This window comes from Pseudomonas sputi, from assembly GCF_021603585.1.
Lineage (GTDB): Bacteria > Pseudomonadota > Gammaproteobacteria > Pseudomonadales > Pseudomonadaceae > Aquipseudomonas > Aquipseudomonas sputi.
The window spans coordinates 281,128-300,243 of sequence record NZ_BQHI01000007.1 but is presented as its reverse complement, the minus strand read 5'-3'; the positions used below and the strand labels follow the sequence as shown (position 1 = coordinate 300,243).

Genomic DNA, 19,116 nt, shown 5'->3' with positions numbered 1-19,116 from the left:
AACGGAAGCCTAAGCTCCATGCAGAACGTGGCGAATGCTGTGCGACTGGCGTCTGACTTGCAGACACCGAGCCACCTCTCAATACGGTTAATCCACAGGAGTTCTCCCATGTCCCGTCTTCGTCTGTTCAGCGCCGCCGCCCTGCTGGCCGTAGCTGCCAACGCCAGCGCCACCAGCTTCATCGTGACCACCGACGCCGTGGTTGGCGCGCTCAAGTCTTCTTCCGATGCCACCTCCGACGTCACCTCGTCCTTCCGTGACGACAAGATCGTGCTCGCTGCCCGTGACGACGCTGCCAGCTTCGTTGCCAGTGAAGGCGAAATCCGTGGTGTGAAACTGGAGAGCGCACTGGATCACATCCGTCATCAGGCTCCGCAACTGAACGCGACCGACGCACAGCTGGCCCAGGCCATTCTGACGCTCTAAGCGACAGGGGCATCGCGGGACACGCCGCTCGTGTCCCGATGTTTCGGCGCTGGCTCTGGTCCGGGCATTGCGCTAGCCTTGGGACTCGCCAACAGTTGCCGAGTCCCATGCGTTTTCTTACAAATCTGCTTATACCCTCTGTACTGATTACCGCCAGCTGGATTCCTTTGGCAGACGCCTTCGATGTGTCCACACAAAACACCGTAGTCAGCGTCTGGGCCACCGGCATGGTGTCGTCCGCGCCGTTCGACCGTAAACTGATCATCGCCGCGCACGACGATGCCGCGGCATTCGTTGCCAGTGACGGCCGGATGCGCGGTGCACAGCTTGAGTCCGCCCTGCATTACCTGCGCAAGAGCCGGCCAAAACTTCATGTCAGCGACCTTGAACTGGCAGAGGCAATTCTCGTCCAATAGTCATCCCTGTCCTTTCGGAGTCGTTCCATGCGTAGCCCGCTGATTGCTGCCGCCCTTGGCCTGCTGTTGTTGGCCGATATGGCCCAGGCGCACACCCTGGTAGCCACCAGTAACATCATCGTCCGCGCCTCCCAGCGCACCATCGATTTCACCTCCGACACCACCACGTCGATTCGCGATTCGAAAATCATCCGCGAAGCCCACGACGACGCTGCCAGTTTCGTGGCCAGCGACGGTGATATCCGTGGTGCAAACCTGGAAGCGGCCTTCAATACTTTGCGCACGCGCGTGCCGGAAGCCCGCGACGCCAGTGATCAGGTACTCGCCGAAGCCATCCTCGCACTGTGAAGTCGCTCGGCGCCTGGCTGCTGGCCGGGGCGTTGTTGCTGCTTGGCAACAGCGCCCACGCCAGCTTGCAATTGCGGCTCAAGACCGACGGTCTGAGCCCCGCTCAACAACAGGCCAGCCAGGCGCTGCTCGATGAAGCCATGCAGGCGTTGCCGCCAAGCTTCATCGAACGCCTGGACCGGCGTATCGATGTCGGCTGGACCGACGACATGCCCGGCAATGCCTATGGTCAGGCAACCCTCGTCGCCGAGCTGGACCTGAACCGCAAACTGCTGGCCAGCCTCACTGACGGCAGTGCAGCGACAGAAAAAACCAATCGCCCCCACGGCACCGTTCGCCGGGAACTGCTGGCGACAGTGCTGCACGAAATCACCCATATTTACGATCGCGCGCGCCTGTGGCCGGCGGCCGAGCGCACGCTGATCCAGCGCTGCACCCGACGTAACAGCAGCGCCGGGCTGATCGGCATTCCCGACGAATGCCGAGGCCAGAACGGTCGTCGCTTCACCCTCAGCGATGATCCACGCCTGCTCGACCTCGCCGGCTGGCAACAATACGTCGGGCGCCGGGGTGAGCGGGAACAGCACAACCGGCAGATCGCTCGCAGCCCCGACCTCTACGAAATCTCCAGCCCGAAGGAGTTTGTCGCGGTCAACATGGAGTATTTCCTCCTCGACCCGAGCTACGCCTGCCGTCGCCCGGCGCTGTATCGCTATTACCAGCAACACTTCGGCTGGGCACCGCCGACCAAGGATGTCTGCGCCAAAACCTTCGCCTTCCTCAACGCCGGCAACGACTTTGCCAAACAGCCCCTGGGCCAGGTCGATCCGGAGCGCGTGTATGCGGTGGACTACCTGCTGGCCGAAGCCAACCAGAACTGGGTCAGCCGTTGGGGTCACAGCATGCTGCGTCTGGTGATCTGCGCACCGGGCCGGCCACGTGGGCCGGACTGCCGACTGGATCTGGATCAGCATCTGGTGTTGTCCTACCGCGCCTTCGTCGGTGACGTGCAGCTGTCGAGCTGGGACGGTCTGGTCGGCAAGTACCCGTCGCGCCTGTTCGTGCTGCCGCTGGCGCAGGTGATCGACGAATACACCAAGACCGAACTGCGCAGCCTGGCCTCGGTGCCGCTGAATCTCTCGCGCAGCGAAATCGAGGGCGTGGTCGAACACGCCGCCGAAATGCACTGGAGCTACGACGGCAATTACTTTTTCCTCTCCAACAACTGTGCAGTCGAAGGCCTGAAACTGCTGCGCAGCGGCAGCAACAATGCCCGGCTCACCGGCCTCGACAGCATCATGCCCAACGGCTTGCTGGAAGTGCTGAAGGGGCGTGGTCTGGCGGACACCAGCGTGCTCGATGATCCGAAAGAAGCGCTGCGCCTGGGTTATCGTTTCGACTCGTTCCGTGATCGTTATCAGGCGATGTTCGATGTCTTGAAGAAACAGTTGCCGATCAAGCAGACAACCGTTGAAGAATGGCTGTCGCTGTCCGCGGAAGAGCGTCGCCCCTGGTTCGAACGGGCCGACCTGCGAACCAGCGCTGCGCTATTGCTATTGGAACAGGCCAGTTTCCGCCGCCAACTGCTGCTGGCTCAGGATGAGGTCAAGCAACGCTACCTCGGCGCCCGGGAGCTGGAAAACGGTGGCATGGACAAGGCCAATGCGACCTTGCAACAGATCCTCGCCAACAGCGGCTTCCTCAGCCGCCCCGCAGAACTGCTGGATTCCCGAGGTTATGGCCTGCCGCAACCGAGCGAGTTCAGCCGCCTGGAAGCGGAAAGCAGCCAGCGCCAGAAACAGCTGCTGGCCCTGACCGGCGATCTCGATAAGGAAGTACGCGCACTGCTGGAGCCCAAACGAGCTGCCGAGATGGCGGCCAACGAGGCTAACGTGAAGCAGATCGGCGAGCATCTGCGCAAACTGCACAAAGCTTCCGGCGGGCTGGAACTGCCCTGAAAACAAAAGACCGCAGCCTTTAAAGGCTGCGGTCTTTTTTATTGCCTGACGGATCAGTACAGAACGCCATCCAGCACTTCGTAAACGACCCCGGTGCCCACCGCGATCAGCACGATGTCACCGCCGACGCGACGCCATTCAAGACCCGGATAAAAAGGCAGGCGACTCAGGGCCCGGTTATCCAGGCGCTCTCCCTGATTCCTCTGTATCAGGAACCTTACCTTCAGCTGACGCGAGCCTTACGCACGCCTTCGGACAGCGCCGAGCACAGGCTCAGCACGCCGTCGATGGCCTGATCCGGCGTGGTCGCGTTGGCGATGTGATCGATCAGCGCCGAGCCCACCACCACGCCATCGGCCAGACGCGCGATGGACGCGGCCTGCTCCGGCGTGCGGATACCAAAACCGATGCTGATCGGCAGATCGGTATGACGACGCAGACGCGCCACCGCTTCCTCGACGTGTTCCAGAGTCGCCGCACCGGCACCGGTCACACCGGCAACCGACACGTAGTAAACAAAGCCAGAGCTGCCGTTCAACACTTTCGGCAGACGCACATCATCGGTCGTCGGGGTGGTCAGGCGAATGAAGTCGATGCCCGCAGCCTGGGCCGGGTCGCACAGCTCCGCGTTGTGCTCCGGTGGCATGTCGACCACGATCAGGCCATCGACGCCGGCCTCTTTGGCTTCGGCGATGAAGCGTTCTACGCCGAACTTGTGGATCGGGTTGAAGTACCCCATCAGCACCAACGGTGTTTCACTGTTGTCCTTGCGGAACTCGCGGACCATTTGCAGGGTTTTGACCAGGTTCTGCTTGGCACCGAGGGCACGGATGTTCGCCAGCTGAATCGCCGGGCCGTCGGCCATCGGATCGGTGAACGGCATGCCCAGTTCGATCACGTCGGCACCGGCTTTCGGCAGGCCTTTGAGGATCGCCAGCGAAGTGTCGTAGTCCGGGTCGCCAGCGGTGACAAAGGTCACGAGGGCGGCGCGGTTCTGTTCTTTGAGTTCGGCAAAGCGGGTTTGCAGGCGGCTCATCAGTGTTTCTCCTGCTTCGATTGCTCTTGTTGAGAGTGTTCCATGTGGTGCATGACGGTCTGCATGTCTTTGTCGCCGCGACCGGACAGGTTGACCACCATCAGGTGATCCTTCGGCAGTTTCGGTGCGCGTTTGAATACTTCGGCCAGGGCATGGGCGCTTTCCAGTGCCGGGATGATCCCTTCCAGACGGCAGCACTGGTGGAAGGCGGCCAGAGCTTCGTCGTCGGTCACCGAGGTGTACTGAACGCGGCCGATGTCATGCAACCAGGCGTGCTCAGGGCCGATGCCCGGATAGTCGAGGCCGGCGGAAATCGAGTGGGCGTCGATGATCTGGCCATCGTCGTCCTGCAGCAGGAAGGTGCGGTTGCCGTGCAACACACCCGGTACACCGCCGTTGAGGCTGGCCGCGTGCTTGCCGGTCTCGATGCCATAACCGGCGGCTTCGACACCGATGATTTCCACGCTTTTGTCATCGAGAAACGGATGGAACAGGCCCATGGCGTTTGAACCGCCGCCGATGCACGCCACCAGGCTGTCCGGCAGACGACCTTCCTGAGCTTGCAGTTGATCGCGGGTTTCCTTGCCGATCACGGCCTGGAAGTCGCGGACCATTGCAGGATAAGGGTGCGGGCCAGCCACGGTACCGATCAGGTAGAAGGTGCTGTCGACGTTGGTCACCCAGTCACGCAGCGCTTCGTTCATCGCATCTTTCAAGGTGCCGGTGCCGGCGACCACCGGGATCACTTCGGCGCCCAGCAGCTTCATGCGGAACACGTTGGCCTGCTGACGCTCGATGTCGGTGGTGCCCATGTAAATCACGCAGTCCAGACCGAAACGAGCCGCCACCGTAGCGGTGGCCACGCCGTGCATGCCGGCGCCGGTCTCGGCGATGATGCGCTTCTTGCCCATGCGCCGGGCCAGCAGGATCTGGCCAATGCAGTTGTTGATCTTGTGCGCGCCGGTGTGGTTCAGCTCTTCGCGCTTGAGGTAGATCTTGGCGCCGCCGCAGAACTCGGTCAGGCGCTCGGCGAAATACAGCGGGCTCGGACGTCCGACGTAGTCGCGCTGGAAGTAGGCCAATTCCTCTTTGAACGCCGGATCTTCCTTGGCCGCTTCGTATTCGCGGGCCAGGTCGAGGATCAACGGCATCAGGGTTTCGGCGACGTAACGGCCGCCGAACGAGCCAAACAGGCCGTTGGCGTCAGGGCCGTTACGCAAATCGGAGGTGTTCGAAGTCTGGGTCATGGTTCGCTCCAGCGGATTTCACGAGAAGACAATGGCGTTCACTCTACCCCTGACCTTCCAGGCTGAAAACCGATAAGATCGCCACAACCTGTCAGGAAAACTCACAGATATCATGAGCCATGACCTTCCCCCGCTGAACGCCCTGCGCGCCTTCGAAGCCACCGCCCGCCTGAACAGCGTCAGCCAGGCTGCGGAGCAACTGCACGTCACCCACGGTGCGGTCAGTCGCCAGCTCAAGGTGCTGGAAGAGCATCTAGGTGTCAGTCTTTTCGTCAAGGACGGTCGCGGCCTGAAACTCACAGATGCCGGCATCCGCCTGCGCGATGCCAGCGGTGAAGCGTTCGACCGCTTGCGCAGCGTTTGCGCCGAACTGACCCAAAGCACCGCCGATGCGCCGTTCGTGCTCGGTTGCTCCGGTAGTTTGCTGGCGCGCTGGTTCATTCCGCGATTGGGAAGGCTGAATGCCGACCTGCCGGATCTGCGCCTGCATCTGTCGGCCGGGGAAGGCGATCTCGATCCAAGGCGCCCGGGGCTCGATGCGCTGCTGCTGTTCGCCGAACCGCCATGGCCGGCGGACATGCAAGTGTACGAGCTGGCCAGCGAGCGCATCGGCCCGGTCATGAGCCCGCTGTTCAGCGGCTACCAGCGCCTGCAATCGGCACCGCCCGGCGCCCTGCTCGAGGAGCCCTTGTTGCACACGACTTCACGCCCGCAAGCCTGGCCGAGCTGGGCGCAGCAAAGCGGCCTCGACGCCAAGGCGTTAAAGCTGGGGCAAGGTTTCGAGCATTTGTATTACTTGCTGGAAGCCGCTGTCGCCGGACTGGGCGTGGCGATCGCGCCGGAACCGCTGGTGACCGAAGACTTGAGGGCCGGGCGCCTGGTCGCGCCGTGGGGTTTCAGTGAAACCCCGGCGCAACTGGCGTTGTGGCTACCCAAGCGCGCCGCGGACGGGCGCGCCCGGCAACTGGCGCAGTGGCTCAGGAACGAGCTGCGCCAAGCGGATCATTCGCCGCGCTTGAACAGCAAGTAAGCGGCCAGCAGACCCAGCGCGCCCACCGCCACACCGGCGGTCGTCCAAGGATGTTCCTGCGCGTAATCGCGGGTGGCGATCCCGGTCTCGCGGGTTTTGACTTTGACTTCTTCATAGGCATCGCTGAGCAGGTTGCGCGAATGTTTCAGCGCGCTTTCAGCGTTGCTCTTGAGCGCCTTGAGGGTCTTGCGCGACTCGTCCGAAGCGTCGTCCTTCAGGCTTTCCAACGACTTGAGCAGACTCTCGATCTCCGCTTCCATGCTTTGCAACGAGGCTTTGCGTAACGAGGTGTTGGCCATGGTGGCTCTCCTGCAATGGTGATGAGTGGCGTGTGTTGGTTGGGACTTCAGCGTTTCTGGAAAGTGCAGAAAATATGAACTTCCTCTCGCCCGGATCGCCGAAATCAACACGGCAAATCGCTGCTAGGCTCAATTGCACACTTCAAGGAGAACACCATGAGTGACCATCACACCTACAAGAAAGTCGAGCTGGTCGGTTCGTCCACCAGCAGTATCGAAGACGCCATCAACAATGCGCTGGCCGAGGCCAACAAGAGCATCAAACATCTGGAATGGTTCGAAGTGACCGAAACCCGCGGGCACATCAAGGACGGCAAGGCTGCCCACTTTCAAGTGACCCTGAAAGTCGGGTTCCGGATTGCCAGCAGCTGAGTTTGGTCTACGCTTCTGAACTTGCGCGCTGGCCGAGTGCCATAGGAATGGCAATGCGCTACGAGGTGAGTGCATCGAGCGAACGGCTCGATGCCCGCCTTAATTAATCCGACCAGGGAGTGCGACCGATGAAGAAGTTGATATTGGCAGTAGGTTTGTTGAGCCTTGCGGGTGGTGCGTTTGCTGCCGGCAAGCCCTGTGAAGAACTGAAGGCCGAGATTGCGGCCAAGCTGGATGCCAAGGGCGTTTCCGGGTATTCGCTGGAAATTGTCGACAAGGGTGCGGCCAGTGGCGGCAACGTCGTCGGTACCTGCGAAGGTGGCACCAAAGAGATCGTCTACACCCGCGGCTGATCAGCCGGAAAAACAAAAGCCGACGCCATGCGTCGGCTTTTTTGTGCACGATTTCGGCGATCAGCCCTTCATCACCTGCGCCAGCAGTTCGTAGGAATGCAGGCGGTCGGCGTGTTCATACAGGTCGCAGGTGAAGATCAGCTCATCCGCCTGGGTCTGTTCGATCAACACTTCGAGTTTCGCGCGGATTTTCTGCGGGCTGCCGACCATCGCCAGACCGAGGAAATCACCCACGGCCTCACGCTCGTGGGGCAACCACAGACCGTCCATGGTTTTCACCGGCGGGCGCTGCACCAGACTTTGCCCACGCATCAGCGCGAGGATTCGCTGATACACCGACGTCGCCAGGTAGTCGGCCTGTTCATCGGTGTCGGCCGCCACCAGCGGCACACCGAGCATTACGTACGGTTTGTCGAGCACTGCCGATGGCTTGAAGTGATTACGGTAGACGCGAATCGCCTCGTGCATGAAACGCGGTGCGAAATGCGAGGCGAAGGCGTAGGGCAAACCGCGCTCGCCGGCCAGTTGCGCACTGAACAGACTGGAACCAAGCAGCCAGATCGGCACGTTGGTGCCGGTGCCCGGCATCGCGATCACCCGCTGATCCGGGGTGCGCGGGCCGAGAAAGCGCGCCAGCTCAGCCACGTCTTCGGGGAAATCATCAGCACTGCCGGAACGCTCACGTCGCAAGGCGCGGGCGGTCATCTGATCGGAACCCGGCGCACGGCCCAGACCGAGGTCGATGCGTCCCGGATACAGGCTTTCGAGGGTGCCGAACTGCTCGGCGATCACCAGCGGTGCATGGTTGGGCAGCATCACGCCGCCGGAGCCGACCCGGATGGTCGACGTGCCGCCGGCCAGGTAGCCCAGCAACACCGAGGTGGCGGAACTGGCGATGCCATCCATGTTGTGGTGCTCGGCGACCCAGAACCGGGTGTAGCCGAATTTCTCGACATGCTGCGCCAGATCCAGCGAGTTGCGCAGTGACTGCGCCGGGCTACCGTTCTCGCGCACCGGCACCAGATCGAGGGTGGAAAACTTTACGTCGGACAGTTGCTTCATAAACCTGCATCTCCGATTGAGGGCGCAGGTATGTTCTTGGCGAACGTAAACCTGCCCAATTCATAAGCGTGTTCTGTGCAATGAGGGCATATACCCGAGTTTCAATAGCCGATCTGAAATTTCCTACTAAAAAAGTCAACGATTCACATGGGCTGAACTTTGTTCCGCCGTCTATCCTCAGAAGCCTTGCAGGCAAAAACCACGACGGCGCGGCGTTTCGCGCCCGATTTGAAGGAGGCACACATGGCTATCGTGAAGAAAGCATCCGCACATTGGGAAGGTGACCTGAAAACCGGCATCGGCTCGATTTCCACCGAAACCGGCGTCCTGCGTGAAGCCCCCTACGGCTTCAAGGCCCGCTTCGAAGGCGGCAAGGGCACCAATCCGGAAGAACTGATCGGCGCCGCCCATGCGGGCTGTTTCTCCATGGCGTTTTCGATGATCCTCGGCGACGCCGGGCTCAAGGCCGACAGCATCGACACCCAGGCCGAGGTCACGCTGGACCAGGTGGACGGCGGCTTTGCAATCACCGCAGTGAAACTGATCCTCAAGGCAAAAATTCCGGGAGCGACCCAGGCGCAGTTCGAAGAGCTGAGCAACAAGGCCAAGGAAGGTTGCCCGGTGTCGAAGGTGCTGAATGCGAAGATCAGTCTCGACGCATCGCTGGTCAGCTGACTGCCTTGAGCCGGATCAGAACCCGCCAGGCAAAAATGTGGTCGAATAAATGACAGCAGCTTTCGCGCATCTTCGTGCGCGCTGCTTCGATGGAGCTTCAACCATGAAACGTTTTGCCTTGGCGGTTATCTGTGGCGTGCTGGCAACGTCGGCCTTCGCAGCGCCCAAAGACTGCGAAGAACTCAAGCAAGAGATCGAAATCAAGATTCAGGCGAACGCCGTGCCCTCCTACACCCTGGAGATAGTGTCCAAAGAGGAGGCTGAAAAACACGACGTCGCCATGATCGTCGGCACCTGCGACAACGGCACCAAAGCCATCATTTATCAGAAGAACGACCGCTGACGCGCATCAAATGATGCAGTTGACTTCGCGATCCTCGGCGACGATTTCCCGCTTGTCGTTGTACAGGCGAGCACTCGGGGTAAACGCCAGAGAGCGGCCTTCCAGTCTGTAACGCTGCCCCGCTTCGAAGTGATCGTAACGGATGGTCAGATAGCACAGGCGCTCCACAGGGCCGGTCATCAGGCTGCCGCCTCCGCCGAACACTTCAAAGTCGAAGCGCACCCGCAGCTCGTGGCTGCCGGGCGTGACCTGAAAGAAACGCCCATCAGTCAGCCGCTGGTTGTCGAGACGCTCGGCCATCAGCAGTTTCCCGCCAGGGGTCGGCGTCGAGAACTCGACCCAGGCCATGTTCGGATCAACGGGGGGCAAGGGTGTCTGGCAACCGGCGAGCAAGCCTGCGGCCAGCAACAGCATCAACGTGCGCATGATGAATGTCCGTGAGTTCGGACATCCAGCATAACGCCGATCAGGTTCGCTGGCAGCCCGCCGGCGTGCCCTGGCCCACCACGTTGCGTTGTTGATCGTAGAGCTTGGCCCACGGGCGGAAACCGATGCTTCCCGCCTGCAACTGATAACGCTGGCCAGCATTGAAATCCTTGAATTTCACGTTCAACTGACAATCGCGCCACAAGGGTTCGGCATCCGGGCCAATGTTGGTCGCTTCGACCGGGAATTGATAACGCACCGTCAGTTCATGGCTGCCGGGCTGCACTTGGAAGTAACGATGATCGACGGCCGCCTTGTCGTCGACTTCCAGCGCCTGCAGCGCCGTGTCCTGTTGCCGGGCATCCAGATCGATCCAGGCCTGCGAGGGGTCAGGGGTCGGCATTCCGAATCCGGCACAACCGGCCAGCGTCAGCACGCTTCCTGTCAGTATCAACATGCGCATAGCGGAGCTCCAATGGGCGGGATAGTCTTGGACAGACTTTCCGGGGGATTTCTTATTTTGATCAGGCCGCTTCCAAGCCATGGGTTACTTGATCGCGTTTTGCGGGTTTTGTTTCCGGGTGTGATGATTTTGTTGCTCAACGGTTGCTCGAGCCTGAGCTACTACAGCCAGCTGGCCAGCGGTCAGTTGCAGCTATTGCAGGCGCGGGAGCCGGTAGCCAAGGTGATCGCCGATCCGACCCGCGACGCCAGACTGCGCACTCACCTGGCCCAGTCCCAAAAAGCCCGGGCCTTCGCCAGCGAACATTTGCACCTGCCGGACAACCAAAGCTATCGCCTCTACGCCGACATCGGTCGGCCGTTTGTCGTGTGGAATGTGTTCGCCACCCCGGAGTTTTCCCTGAGCCCGCAGAACCATTGCTTCCCGATTGCCGGTTGCGTGGCCTATCGCGGCTATTACAGTCAGAGTGCGGCGCGGGGCGAAGCCGCGATTCAGCGCCTGCAAGGCATGGACGTTTCGATCGGCGGCGTCGAGGCCTATTCGACCCTGGGCTGGTTCAATGACCCGATCCTCAACTCGATGATGGGCTGGGGCGACGAGCGTCTGGCAACGCTGATCTTCCATGAACTGGCTCACCAGCGTTTCTATGTGAAGGACGACACCGAGTTCAACGAGTCCTTCGCGACCTTTGTCGAGCAGGAAGGTACGCGGCAGTGGCGAGCGTTTCGTGGCTTGCCCCCGGAAAACGATTCAAAACTGAAGCAACGGGATCAATTCATTCAGTTGATCCTCGATACCCGCTCACGTCTTGAAAAACTCTATGCACAACCGCTGGCGACGGCGCAGATGCGCGAGCGCAAGGCGGCGGAGTTCGAACGGTTTCGACACGACTACCGAACGATGCGCGATGGCCAGTGGGCCGGAGACAAACGCTATGACGCCTGGGTCAATGCGCCGTTGAACAACGCGCGGCTGCTGCCGTTCGGGCTGTATGACCAGTGGGTGCCGACGTTTGCGGCGTTGTTCAGGCAGGTGAAGGGAGATTGGCCGCAGTTTTATGCGCGGGTCGATCAGCTGGGTAAATTGCCGGCGGACAAGCGCAAGGCAGCCCTGCGCGAGCTGGCTGCCCCTCGCTCGGATTGACGATCAGCGCTGCACAAACGCCTGATGCAACTCCGCCAGCGTCTCGAAGTGATACGCCGGCGCTTCAGCGCTCAGTTCTTCATGGCTGCCGAAACCGTAACCCACTGCCGCCGCGTCCAGACCGTTGCTGCGAGCACCGATCAGATCATGCTTGCGGTCACCGATCATCAGCGTGCTGGCCGGATCCAGCCCTTCCTCGGCCATCAAGTGGGCAATCAACTCGACCTTGTTGGTGCGAGTGCCATCCAGTTCGCTGCCGTAGATCACCTTGAAGTGTCTGGCGAAATCAAAGTGCCGGGCGATTTCCCGAGCGAACACCCATGGTTTCGACGTCGCGATATACAGCTGCCGGCCTTGGCCACTCAGGGTTTCCAGCAACGGCGTGACACCGTCGAACACTCGATTCTCGTACAGGCCGGTGACCTTGAAGCGCTCGCGATAGAAATTCACCGCTTCCCAGGCCTTGGCTTCGTCGAAGCCATAAAACTGCATGAACGCCTGCAACAGCGGCGGGCCGATGAAGTGTTCCAGTTTGGTCAGGTCCGGCTCATCGATGCCGAGTTTGCTCAAGGCGAACTGGATGGAACGGGTGATGCCCTCGCGCGGATCGGTGAGGGTGCCGTCGAGGTCGAACAGTACGGTCTGGTAATGCATGAAGAATCCCGGGCGGTAGAGAGAAAAGTCAGAGTTGGTCGTAGCCTTCAGCCAGATGCAGGTCCTTGAGCTTCACGTAGTTCGCCGCGCTGTAGGTGAAAAAGGCGTTTTCCTTGTCGGTCAGCGGGCGAACCTGTTTCACCGGACTGCCCACGTACAGAAAGCCACTTTCCAGGCGCTTGCCCGGCGGCACCAGGCTGCCGGCGCCGATGATCACGTCGTCCTCGACCACCGCGCCGTCCATGACGATGCTGCCCATGCCGATCAGCACGCGGCTGCCGACGGTGCAGCCGTGCAGCATGACCTTGTGAGCGATGGTCACGTCATCGCCGATCAGCAGCGGGAAGCCGTCCGGGTTGAACGGGCCGGCGTGGGTGATGTGCAACACGCAGCCGTCCTGCACGCTGGTGCGGGCACCGATGCGGATGCGGTGCATGTCGCCGCGGATCACGGTCAGCGGCCACACGGAACTGTCTTCGCCGATTTCGACGTCGCCGATCACCACCGCCGAGCCGTCGACAAAAGCGCCTTGGCTCAGGCGTGGGGTGTGATTCTGGTACTTGCGAAGGGACACGATTAGTTCTCTCTCTGTCGCCGATAGCTGCGGTGGGTGTCGATTGTAATTAAGATGGGCGCATGTTTCTTCCAGCCAAGGTGCCAACCGTGAGCGTGAACAACCCTCTTCTGCAGTCCTACGACCTGCCGCCGTTCTCCGCGATCCGTGCCGAACACGTGCAGCCGGCCATCGAAACCATCCTGGCCGACAACCGCGCCGCCATTGCCGAAATCCTCAAGACCCAGGGCCAGAACCCGACCTGGGCCGGGCTGGTGCTGGCGATGGACGAACTCAATGATCGCCTGGGCGCCGCCTGGAGCCCGGTCAGCCACCTCAATGCCGTGTGCAACAGCGCCGAACTGCGTGAAGCCTACGAGTCGTGCCTGCCGGCATTGAGCGCCTACTCCACCGAGATGGGCCAGAACCGCGAACTGTTCCAGGCCTATGAAGCCCTGGCCAACAGCCCCGAAGCCACCGGTTTCGACGTGGCGCAAAAAACCATTCTGGAACACGCCCTGCGCGATTTCCGCCTTTCGGGTATTGATCTGCCGGAAGCCGAACAAAAGCGTTACGCCGAAGTGCAGAGCAAGCTGTCCGAGCTGGGCAGCCGCTTTTCCAACCAGTTGCTCGACGCCACTCAGGCCTGGACCAAGCACCTGACCGACGAAGCCGCCCTCGCCGGCCTGACCGATTCGGCCAAGGCGCAAATGGCCGCCGCCGCACAGGCCAAAGGCCTCGATGGCTGGCTGATCACCCTGGAGTTCCCGAGCTACTACGCGGTGATGACCTACGCCCAGGACCGCGCGCTGCGTGAAGAAGTCTACGCCGCCTACTGCACCCGAGCGTCGGATCAAGGCCCGAATGCCGGCCAGAACGACAACGGCCCGGTCATGGACGAAATCCTCGACCTGCGTCAGGAACTGGCCAAACTGCTCGGTTTCTCCAGCTTCTCCGAACTGAGCCTGGCCACCAAAATGGCTGAATCCAGCGATCAGGTACTGAGCTTCCTGCGTGACCTGGCCAAACGCAGCAAACCGTTCGCCGCCCAGGATCTGCAGCAGCTCAAGGCATACGCCGCCGAGCAGGGCTGCGCCGATCTGCAAAGCTGGGACAGCGGTTTCTACGGTGAAAAACTCCGTGAACAACGCTACAGCGTCGCCCAGGAAACCCTGCGCGCCTACTTCCCGATCGACAAAGTGCTGGGCGGGCTGTTCGCTATCGTCCAGCGCCTGTACGGCATCGAAATCGCCGAACTGAAAGGCTTCGACACCTGGCATCCGGACGTGCGCCTGTTCGAAATCAAGGAAAACGGTCAGCACGTCGGCCGCTTCTTCTTTGACCTCTACGCCCGCGCCAACAAGCGTGGCGGTGCCTGGATGGACGGCGCCCGCGACCGTCGCCGCACCGTCGATGGCGTGCTGCAAAGCCCGGTGGCCAACCTGGTGTGCAACTTCACCCCGGCCGACAGCGGCAAACCTGCGCTGCTGACCCACGATGAAGTGACCACCCTGTTCCACGAATTCGGCCATGGCCTGCATCACCTGCTGACCCGCGTCGAGCATGCCGGCGTGTCCGGCATCAACGGCGTGGCGTGGGACGCGGTCGAGTTGCCAAGCCAGTTCATGGAAAACTGGTGCTGGGAACCGGAAGGCCTGGCGCTGATCTCCGGCCACTACGAAACCGGCGAGCCGCTGCCGCAGGATCTGCTGGAGAAAATGCTCGCAGCCAAGAACTTCCAGTCCGGCCTGATGATGGTGCGTCAGCTGGAGTTCTCGCTGTTCGACTTCGAACTGCACGCTACCCACGGCGACGGCCGCAGCGTTGCGCAAGTGCTCGAAGGCGTGCGCAACGAAGTCTCGGTGATGCGTCCACCGGCCTATAACCGCTTCCCGAACAGCTTCGCGCACATCTTCGCCGGCGGTTACGCGGCGGGTTACTACAGCTACAAGTGGGCGGAAGTACTGTCGGCGGATGCCTTCTCGAAGTTCGAAGAAGACGGCGTGCTGAATGCCGACACGGGTCGCGCCTTCCGCGAGGCAATCCTGGCCCGCGGCGGCTCGCAGGAGCCGATGGTGCTGTTCGTCGACTTCCGTGGCCGTGAGCCGTCGATTGACGCACTCTTGCGCCACAGCGGCCTGAGTGAGGACGCGGCAGCATGAGTGAGGCACCCGTGAAGACCAAGAAACGCTTTATCGCCGGGGCAGTCTGCCCGGCGTGCAGCGAGCCGGACAAACTGATGATGTGGAGCGAGGACGATGTCCCGCACCGCGAATGCGTGGCGTGCGGCTACAGCGACACGCTCAATGCCCAAGGGCTGTCGGTGCCGAAAGAGCTGGGCACGCGGGTCAACACCAGCGCGCTCAAGCCGGCACCGGACAAGACGGTTCAGGCGGTGCAGTTCTTTCCGAATCCGAAGCTGAAGAAAAAGCCCGACGAGCAGCACTGAGCCACCACGACACCTTCCCCGATTCGTCGGTGGAAGGTGGTATTGGCTTAACACCTGTCCCCCGCACTTGCTTCGTAGGCTGGCCCTTTGCGCCACGCCTCGAAGGCAGTTGCCATGCCCGACACCAATCCCCTCCTGCAACACTGGACGCTGCCACCCTGGCCAGCGATTCGCGCCGAGCACCTGCTGCCGGCCGTCAACGCCATCATGCCGACAACCGTTCGAACGCTTTAATCGCGACTGGGTGTTCAACGCGCAAACCGGCCGCGAGTTTCGCACCACGTTCTTTGCACCCGGGGCGGGGCGTGCGCTGCTGGACGCGGTGGAAGCATTCGTCGGCCGCCCGATTACCGCTCTCGTTGATGGGGAGGCCGGGCGGATCACTTCAGATTGACCGTCTGAAACCAGCTCTTCATCGAGCACGTAGCAAACGCGCTGGTACTGCAATCGCCATTGGCCAGCGCGGTGCGCAACTTGTCCACATCAGCCTGCATCACGTAACGCACGCTGTCCCGGAAGTGCCCACTCTCACCAAAACCGCCCTGGGTCATTTCGTTCAGTGCGTCTTCCTTGCTCCAGCCCTGCACCACGATCCGGTACATCGCCGCCATCAGGCCGGTGCGATCGGAGCCGTGCTTGCAGTGCATCAACACCGGGCCGTCGGCTTCGGCAGCCTGGATTGCACGCAGGGTCTTGAGTACATCACTGTCGTCCACGTGATTGGTGCGATAGGGCAATTGCACCTGATGGATACCGGGCGCTTTCAGCCAGCTGGAATCCGCTTCCGGCAGGAAGTTGATGACCGTGGCCACCTTCAGGTTGTTCAGCAGCGGTACCGCATCGTCATCGGGAAGTGCACTGCGGTACAGCGTGGGCGACATCTGGAACAGGTTGTATTGCACCTCTACCGGTTGCGCCCACTCGACGGGACGGGAAGGCGGTGTTTGCGCAGCCTGAGCTGGAATCCAGCAGATCAGGGCCAGCAGCGACAAACAGAATGCGGAAGAAAAACGCGTCAGGAACATGCTTTACGGCAACCGTGTGAGTTTCGTCAGTGAGGGCCGCAGCTTGCGGGTCACGCAGTCAAATCCCTGTGAGGCGCTCGTAAAAGAATCGTGAATACCCCGGCTCCCTTGTTCGATAAGCAGTCTTTTTTGGCTGAATCGGTTCATCTCGTTGCTTAGCCTGCTACCATTTGTCACATCATGTTGCAGGCGCGTCCCCTTGCTTCCGGTCGTTCCGGCCACGTCGCAGCCAGAAAATTCTTGAGCCGTTCGCAGAAACGGCTGACAACCATCAATGCCTGATGAGGTGCACCCCCATGTCTGATGAAGATCGAGACAACCCGCGGCGTGAGTTTTTGCGCAAATCCCTGACCCTGATACCGGTCGTCACCCTCGCCGGCAGCGGACTCGGCAGCACGGTGCTGCAAGCCGCGCCCGAAAGCACGCCTGCCACAGCCCCGGCGAAACAGGCCGGCGTTGCAGCCAGCCCTTATCAGCCAAGCTACTTCACTGCCGAAGAGTGGGCGTTCATCAATGCCGCCGTCGCGCAGTTGATCCCCAACGATGCGCAAGGCCCAGGTGCACTCGAAGCTGGCGTGCCGGAATACATCGACCGTCAGATGAACACCCCGTACGCCGCCGGCGCCCTTTGGTACATGCAGGGCCCGTTCAATGCCGATGCCGCGCCGGAGATGGGCTGGCAGAGCAAACTGGTGCCCAAAGAGATCTATCGCCTCGGCATCGCCGCCACGGATCAGTGGGCAAAATCCCTCAACGGTAAAACATTTGCCGAGCAAGACAGCGCTACCCGAGACGATCTGCTCAAACAGCTGGAAGCCGGGAAACCGCAATTCGACAGCGTTCCGGCGAAGATTTTCTTCAGTCTTTTGCTGCAAAACACCAAGGAAGGGTTCTTCTGCGATCCGATCCACGGCGGCAATAAAGGCATGGTCGGCTGGACCATGATCGGCTTCCCCGGCGCCCGCGCCGATTTCATGGATTGGGTGGAACGCAACGAGCAGTACCCCTTCCCGGCAGTTTCGATTCGCGGCGAGAGGGCGTGAGCATGGCAACGGTAATGAAGAAGGTCGACGCAGTGATCGTCGGTTTCGGCTGGACAGGCGCGATCATGGCCAAGGAACTGACCGAAGCCGGACTGAACGTGCTGGCGCTGGAGCGCGGGCCGATGCAGGACACCTACCCCGACGGCAACTATCCCCAGGTGATCGACGAACTCACCTACAGCGTGCGCAAAAAACTCTTCCAGGACGTTTCCAGGGAAACCGTCACCATCCGCCACAGCGTCAACGATATCGCCCTGCCAAATCGCCAATTGGGCGCGTTCCTGCCGGGCAATGGCGTGGGCGGCGCCGGGCTGCACTGGTCGGGCGTTCACTTTCGGGTCGACCCGATCGAACTGCGCATGCGCAGCCACTATGAAGAGCGCTACGGCAAAAGCTTCATCCCCAAGGACATGACTATCCAGGACTTCGGCGTCAGCTATGAAGAGCTGGAACCGTTCTTCGACTTCGCCGAAAAAGTCTTCGGCACCTCCGGCCAGGCGTGGACCGTGAAAGGCCAACTGGTCGGCCAGGGCAAGGGCGGCAACCCGTACGCACCCGATCGTTCGAACCCGTTTCCGCTGGAAGCACAGAAAAATACGGTTTCCGCACAGCTGTTCGGCAAAGCAGCCACGGAGGTCGGTTACAAACCCTACAACCTGCCTTCCGCGAATACTTCGGGGCCGTACACCAACCCCTACGGCGCACAAATGGGCCCGTGCAACTTCTGCGGGTTCTGCAGCGGTTACGTTTGCTACATGTACTCCAAGGCGTCGCCGAACGTGAACATTCTGCCGGCCCTGAAACCGCTGCCGAATTTCGAACTGCGGCCCAACGCCCACGTACTGCGGGTCAATCTCGACAGCACGAAAACCAAAGCCACCGGCGTCACCTACATCGACGGCCAGGGTCGCGAGATCGAGCAGCCGGCGGATCTGGTCATTCTCGGCGCGTTCCAGTTGCACAACGTGCGCCTGATGCTGCTCTCCGGCATCGGCAAACCCTACGACCCGGTCAGCGGTGAAGGCGTGGTCGGGCGCAACTTCGCCTACCAGAACATGGCCACCATCAAGGCGTTCTTCGACAAGGACACCCACACCAACAACTTCATCGGTGCCGGCGGCAACGGTGTGGCGGTGGATGATTTCAACGCCGACAACTTCGATCACGGACCGCATGGCTTCGTCGGTGGCTCGCCGATGTGGGTCAACCAGGCCGGCAGCCGACCGATCGCCGGCACCTCCAACCCGCCGGGCACGCCGGCCTGGGGCAGTGCGTGGAAACGCGCGACCGCCGATTACTACACCCATCAGGTGTCGATGGACGCCCACGGCGCGCATCAGTCCTACCGTGGCAACTACCTCGATCTGGATCCGGTGTACCGCGATGCCTACGGCATGCCGCTGCTGCGGATGACGTTCGACTGGCAGGAAAACGACATCAAGATGAACCGCTTCATGGTCGAGAAAATGGGCAAGATCGCCGAGGCCATGGGCCCGAAAGCCATCGCCGTGATCGGCAAGAAAGTCGGCGACCACTTCAACACCGCGTCGTACCAGACCACCCACCTCAACGGTGGCGCGATCATGGGCACCGATCCGAAGACCAGCGCGCTGAACCGCTATCTGCAGAGCTGGGATGTGCACAACGTGTTCGTTCCGGGCGCCTCGGCATTCCCGCAAGGCCTGGGTTACAACCCGACCGGCCTGGTCGCTGCGCTGACTTACTGGTCGGCGAAAGCGATCCGCGAGCAATACCTGAAAAACCCCGGCCCGCTGGTTCAGGCTTAAGGAGCGAT

Annotated in this window: 23 protein-coding genes and 1 pseudogene; 14 read left to right on the top strand and 10 right to left on the bottom strand. The window is 61.2% G+C overall.

What is annotated here, in order from left to right:
- Window positions 1-108: 108 nt before the first annotated feature.
- The 4 genes from L6D81_RS13410 to L6D81_RS13395 all read left to right on the top strand — a co-directional run bounded on the left by L6D81_RS13410 (window position 109) and on the right by L6D81_RS13395 (window position 3,148).
- Window positions 109-426: a DUF2388 domain-containing protein gene (locus L6D81_RS13410; RefSeq protein ID WP_236180088.1), complete on the top strand. Its 318-nt coding sequence runs from the start codon at window positions 109-111 to the stop codon at window positions 424-426.
- Window positions 427-533: 107 nt separating this feature from the next.
- On the top strand, window positions 534-842 hold the full coding sequence (locus L6D81_RS13405; protein ID WP_236180086.1) for a DUF2388 domain-containing protein: 309 nt from the start codon (window positions 534-536) through the stop codon (window positions 840-842).
- Window positions 843-869: 27 nt separating this feature from the next.
- Complete coding sequence (locus L6D81_RS13400) at window positions 870-1,190, top strand: DUF2388 domain-containing protein (protein ID WP_007953910.1); 321 nt, start codon at window positions 870-872, stop codon at window positions 1,188-1,190.
- Window positions 1,187-3,148, top strand: coding sequence for a DUF7844 domain-containing protein (locus tag L6D81_RS13395; protein WP_236180085.1), 1,962 nt, complete (start codon window positions 1,187-1,189; stop codon window positions 3,146-3,148). The genes L6D81_RS13400 and L6D81_RS13395 overlap by 4 nt, the downstream gene beginning before the upstream one ends.
- A gap of 53 nt (window positions 3,149-3,201) precedes the next feature.
- Here the strand turns inward: L6D81_RS13395 and L6D81_RS13390 are convergent.
- The 3 genes and pseudogenes from L6D81_RS13390 to trpB all read right to left on the bottom strand — a co-directional run.
- Window positions 3,202-3,342 (bottom strand): annotated as a pseudogene (locus L6D81_RS13390) (RcnB family protein); the annotation flags it as partial.
- Between the two features lie 29 nt (window positions 3,343-3,371).
- Entirely contained in the window at window positions 3,372-4,184 is an 813-nt protein-coding gene (gene trpA, locus L6D81_RS13385; RefSeq protein ID WP_236180083.1) for a tryptophan synthase subunit alpha, read from the bottom strand.
- Complete coding sequence (gene trpB, locus L6D81_RS13380) at window positions 4,184-5,431, bottom strand: tryptophan synthase subunit beta (protein ID WP_064379337.1); 1,248 nt, start codon at window positions 5,429-5,431, stop codon at window positions 4,184-4,186. Before trpB ends, trpA begins: the two co-directional genes overlap by 1 nt.
- Window positions 5,432-5,543: 112 nt before the next feature.
- Between trpB and L6D81_RS13375 the strand changes: the two genes are divergently transcribed.
- Entirely contained in the window at window positions 5,544-6,461 is a 918-nt protein-coding gene (locus tag L6D81_RS13375; RefSeq protein ID WP_236180081.1) for a LysR family transcriptional regulator, read from the top strand.
- On the opposite strand, the gene L6D81_RS13370 is transcribed toward L6D81_RS13375, so the two are convergent.
- The gene (locus L6D81_RS13370) at window positions 6,434-6,760 is read right to left on the bottom strand and encodes an ElaB/YgaM/YqjD family protein (protein ID WP_236180079.1); all 327 of its coding nucleotides are present in this window, start codon (window positions 6,758-6,760) and stop codon (window positions 6,434-6,436) included. The genes L6D81_RS13375 and L6D81_RS13370 overlap by 28 nt on opposite strands.
- 156 nt (window positions 6,761-6,916) lie before the next feature.
- On the opposite strand from L6D81_RS13370, the gene L6D81_RS13365 reads away from it, so the two are divergent.
- Both L6D81_RS13365 and L6D81_RS13360 read left to right on the top strand, forming a co-directional pair.
- On the top strand, window positions 6,917-7,132 hold the full coding sequence (locus L6D81_RS13365; protein WP_007953919.1) for a dodecin: 216 nt from the start codon (window positions 6,917-6,919) through the stop codon (window positions 7,130-7,132).
- Window positions 7,133-7,260: 128 nt separating this feature from the next.
- A complete protein-coding gene (locus L6D81_RS13360; RefSeq protein ID WP_236180077.1) occupies window positions 7,261-7,485 on the top strand; it encodes a DUF1161 domain-containing protein in 225 nt (74 codons plus the stop codon).
- A gap of 60 nt (window positions 7,486-7,545) precedes the next feature.
- On the opposite strand, the gene L6D81_RS13355 is transcribed toward L6D81_RS13360, so the two are convergent.
- Complete coding sequence (locus L6D81_RS13355) at window positions 7,546-8,547, bottom strand: LLM class flavin-dependent oxidoreductase (protein WP_039764807.1); 1,002 nt, start codon at window positions 8,545-8,547, stop codon at window positions 7,546-7,548.
- A 243-nt stretch (window positions 8,548-8,790) separates the two neighbouring features.
- On the opposite strand from L6D81_RS13355, the gene L6D81_RS13350 reads away from it, so the two are divergent.
- Together L6D81_RS13350 and L6D81_RS13345 are read left to right on the top strand one after the other, a co-directional pair.
- Entirely contained in the window at window positions 8,791-9,222 is a 432-nt protein-coding gene (locus tag L6D81_RS13350) for an OsmC family protein (RefSeq protein ID WP_011331817.1), read from the top strand.
- Window positions 9,223-9,325: 103 nt separating this feature from the next.
- Window positions 9,326-9,565 (top strand): DUF1161 domain-containing protein, encoded by a 240-nt coding sequence (locus L6D81_RS13345; RefSeq protein ID WP_074689739.1) that lies wholly within the window; start codon window positions 9,326-9,328, stop codon window positions 9,563-9,565.
- Between the two features lie 6 nt (window positions 9,566-9,571).
- On the opposite strand, the gene L6D81_RS13340 is transcribed toward L6D81_RS13345, so the two are convergent.
- The gene (locus L6D81_RS13340) at window positions 9,572-9,991 is read right to left on the bottom strand and encodes a PA0061/PA0062 family lipoprotein (RefSeq protein ID WP_236180075.1); all 420 of its coding nucleotides are present in this window, start codon (window positions 9,989-9,991) and stop codon (window positions 9,572-9,574) included.
- Window positions 9,992-10,031: 40 nt separating this feature from the next.
- Window positions 10,032-10,454, bottom strand: coding sequence for a PA0061/PA0062 family lipoprotein (locus L6D81_RS13335; protein ID WP_236180073.1), 423 nt, complete (start codon window positions 10,452-10,454; stop codon window positions 10,032-10,034).
- Window positions 10,455-10,511: 57 nt separating this feature from the next.
- Between L6D81_RS13335 and L6D81_RS13330 the strand changes: the two genes are divergently transcribed.
- Window positions 10,512-11,597, top strand: coding sequence for an aminopeptidase (locus L6D81_RS13330; protein WP_236180071.1), 1,086 nt, complete (start codon window positions 10,512-10,514; stop codon window positions 11,595-11,597).
- Between the two features lie 3 nt (window positions 11,598-11,600).
- On the opposite strand, the gene L6D81_RS13325 is transcribed toward L6D81_RS13330, so the two are convergent.
- Window positions 11,601-12,251 (bottom strand): HAD family hydrolase, encoded by a 651-nt coding sequence (locus L6D81_RS13325; RefSeq protein ID WP_236180069.1) that lies wholly within the window; start codon window positions 12,249-12,251, stop codon window positions 11,601-11,603.
- A 28-nt stretch (window positions 12,252-12,279) separates the two neighbouring features.
- The gene (locus L6D81_RS13320; protein WP_064379538.1) at window positions 12,280-12,825 is read right to left on the bottom strand and encodes a gamma carbonic anhydrase family protein; all 546 of its coding nucleotides are present in this window, start codon (window positions 12,823-12,825) and stop codon (window positions 12,280-12,282) included.
- Between the two features lie 62 nt (window positions 12,826-12,887).
- On the opposite strand from L6D81_RS13320, the gene prlC reads away from it, so the two are divergent.
- Together prlC and L6D81_RS13310 are read left to right on the top strand one after the other, a co-directional pair.
- Window positions 12,888-14,966, top strand: a complete 2,079-nt coding sequence (prlC, locus tag L6D81_RS13315) for an oligopeptidase A (RefSeq protein ID WP_236180067.1) — start codon at window positions 12,888-12,890, stop codon at window positions 14,964-14,966.
- Window positions 14,963-15,253 carry a YheV family putative zinc ribbon protein gene (locus tag L6D81_RS13310; RefSeq protein ID WP_007953955.1) on the top strand — a complete coding sequence of 97 codons (291 nt, stop codon included), beginning with the start codon at window positions 14,963-14,965 and terminating at the stop codon, window positions 15,251-15,253. Before prlC ends, L6D81_RS13310 begins: the two co-directional genes overlap by 4 nt.
- 380 nt (window positions 15,254-15,633) lie before the next feature.
- Here the strand turns inward: L6D81_RS13310 and L6D81_RS13305 are convergent, their stop codons facing one another.
- Complete coding sequence (locus L6D81_RS13305) at window positions 15,634-16,278, bottom strand: phosphatase domain-containing protein (RefSeq protein ID WP_236180065.1); 645 nt, start codon at window positions 16,276-16,278, stop codon at window positions 15,634-15,636.
- Between the two features lie 296 nt (window positions 16,279-16,574).
- Between L6D81_RS13305 and L6D81_RS13300 the strand changes: the two genes are divergently transcribed.
- A complete protein-coding gene (locus tag L6D81_RS13300) occupies window positions 16,575-17,321 on the top strand; it encodes a gluconate 2-dehydrogenase subunit 3 family protein (RefSeq protein WP_236180063.1) in 747 nt (248 codons plus the stop codon).
- Window positions 17,322-17,323: 2 nt separating this feature from the next.
- Window positions 17,324-19,108, top strand: a complete 1,785-nt coding sequence (locus L6D81_RS13295; RefSeq protein WP_236180061.1) for a GMC family oxidoreductase — start codon at window positions 17,324-17,326, stop codon at window positions 19,106-19,108.
- Window positions 19,109-19,116: the final 8 nt, after the last annotated feature.